The 1,936-nt window shown below is 64.3% G+C and carries 2 protein-coding genes; one reads left to right on the forward strand and one right to left on the reverse strand.

Features of this window, described 5'->3' with window-relative positions; translation table 11 throughout:
• Positions 1-211: 211 nt before the first annotated feature.
• Complete coding sequence (gene apbC / locus AC1DMG_RS21865) at positions 212-1,300, reverse strand: iron-sulfur cluster carrier protein ApbC (RefSeq protein ID WP_441603495.1); 1,089 nt, start codon at positions 1,298-1,300, stop codon at positions 212-214.
• A 148-nt stretch (positions 1,301-1,448) separates the two neighbouring features.
• Here apbC and AC1DMG_RS21870 point away from each other — a divergent pair, with 148 nt between their 5' ends.
• Positions 1,449-1,895, forward strand: coding sequence for a DUF2147 domain-containing protein (locus AC1DMG_RS21870; protein ID WP_441603496.1), 447 nt, complete (start codon positions 1,449-1,451; stop codon positions 1,893-1,895).
• The last annotated feature ends 41 nt before the right edge of the window (positions 1,896-1,936 follow it).

A 1,936-nucleotide genomic window follows, 5' to 3' on the forward strand; every position in this document is an offset into this window, starting at 1 on the left:
CCGGAAGGCGCGTCATCCGGGGGGCCCTTCTCTTTGGTTACTTTCTCTTGGGCAAGCAAGAGAAAGTAACCCGGCCTCCGGCAGGAGGACGGAAGCCCGCGGCAGGCGAGCCAGATCGCGATTAGGCGACAATCAAGCGCACTGCCCTGGATGACCAGCTTCGCTGTTGAGAAGCGCCTCCGGCCTACGCCGGGATGACGGGCAAAAGCCCCTACGGCGCCCCCTGCACCATGATCTTCCCCAACCCCAACGACTTATTCCGCGGCATCCGCGACAACCGCCCCGCCACATTCCGGGCCATCTCCCGATAGCGCGCAGCAAGATCGGAATCGGGAATTGCGGCCACCGTCGGCGTGCCGCCGTCGGCTTGTTCGCGAATGCGGATGTCCAGCGGCAGCGAGCCCAGGTACGCCACGTTGTACTGCTCGGCCATGCGTGCGCCGCCGCCCTCGCCGAAAATATGCTCCTCGTGGCCGCAGTTCGAGCACACGTGGGTGGCCATGTTCTCCACCACGCCAAGCACCGGCACCTCGACCTTCTCGAACATCTTCAGCGCCTTGCGTGCATCGAGCAGGGCGATGTCCTGTGGCGTGGTGACGATCACCGCGCCCGACACCGGCACCTTCTGCGACAGCGTGAGCTGGATGTCGCCGGTACCCGGCGGCAAGTCGACGATAAGGTAATCGAGCTGTTCCCAGCGGCTGTCGTTGAGCATCTGCATCATGGCCTGGGTGACCATCGGGCCGCGCCAGATCATCGGCGTCTCCTCCTCGATGAGGAAACCGATCGACATGATCTGCAGGCCGTGCGATTGCAGCGGAATGATGGTCTTGCCGTCCGGCGACTGCGGCTTGCCGCTGATGCCGAGCATGCGCGGCTGGCTGGGACCGTAGATGTCGGCATCGAGCACGCCCACTTTGGCGCCTTCGGCGGCCAGAGCGAGCGCCAGATTGGCCGACACCGTGGACTTGCCCACGCCGCCCTTGCCCGAGGCGACCACGATCACGTTCTTCACACCCGGCTGGGGCGCCAGCGTGCCCTGCACYTTGTGGGAGTGCACGCGTGTACTGATCGACACCGACGCCGCGGCGATGGCCGGATCGGCCTCCAGCACGCGCTTGGCGTTGGCGGCCAGTGCATCGGCCACGCTCGCGGCCGGGTAGCCCAGCTGGATGTCCACCGAGACGCGATCGCCATCCACGCCCACGGCGCGGATCGCCTCGGCCAGGGGGGCGCCGGTATGGGTATCAATAAGTTCGCCAAGGATATGGCGGACCAGGGCCTCACTCGCCTGCGTCATAGGGATTCGATGCGATGTCATGGGGGTCACCCATTATGCCAGTGTGCGCAGCCCCCAACGGCCTGCGGCGCTTTCGCAATGCAGCTTGACGGCTTTGCGCCCAGTCGGTCAGGCTCGGAACATACGCTTTCGTACGGGAGGAGCATCCATGAAGTCATTGCTACGCATCGCTGTAGTCACTGCGCTAATGCTGGGTACCAGCGCCGTGTTTGCCGCCGAGGTCACCCCGGTAGGCACCTGGAAAACCATCGACGATGAGACCGGCAAGCCCAAGTCCATCGTGAAGATCACCGACGAAGGCGGCGAACTGAAGGCCACGGTGGTGGAAGTGCTGCAGTCCGACGAGGGCCCGCACCCGATCTGCAAGAACTGCGACGGCGAGCGCAAGAACAAGCCCGTCGAAGGCATGAACATCATGTGGGGCGTGCACAAGGACGGCGACATCTGGGACGGCGGCAAGATCCTCGATCCCAAGACCGGCAAGATCTACAAGGTGAAGCTGCAGCCCAGCGAAGACGGCAGCAAGCTGACCGTGCGCGGGTATATCGGGTTCTCGCTGCTCGGTCGCAGTCAGGAGTGGCAGCGCCAGCCGTAAGCGGCACTGCTCTTAATTGTAGGAGCGCACTTGTGCGCGAC

The sequence above is a fragment of the Dyella sp. 01N36 genome, assembly GCF_056399745.1.

Bases quoted from the DNA above. Each gene is read 5' to 3' on its own strand.
- AC1DMG_RS21870 (WP_441603496.1), top strand. From the start codon at position 1,449: ATGAAGTCATTGCTACGCATCGCTGTAGTCACTGCGCTAATGCTGGGT.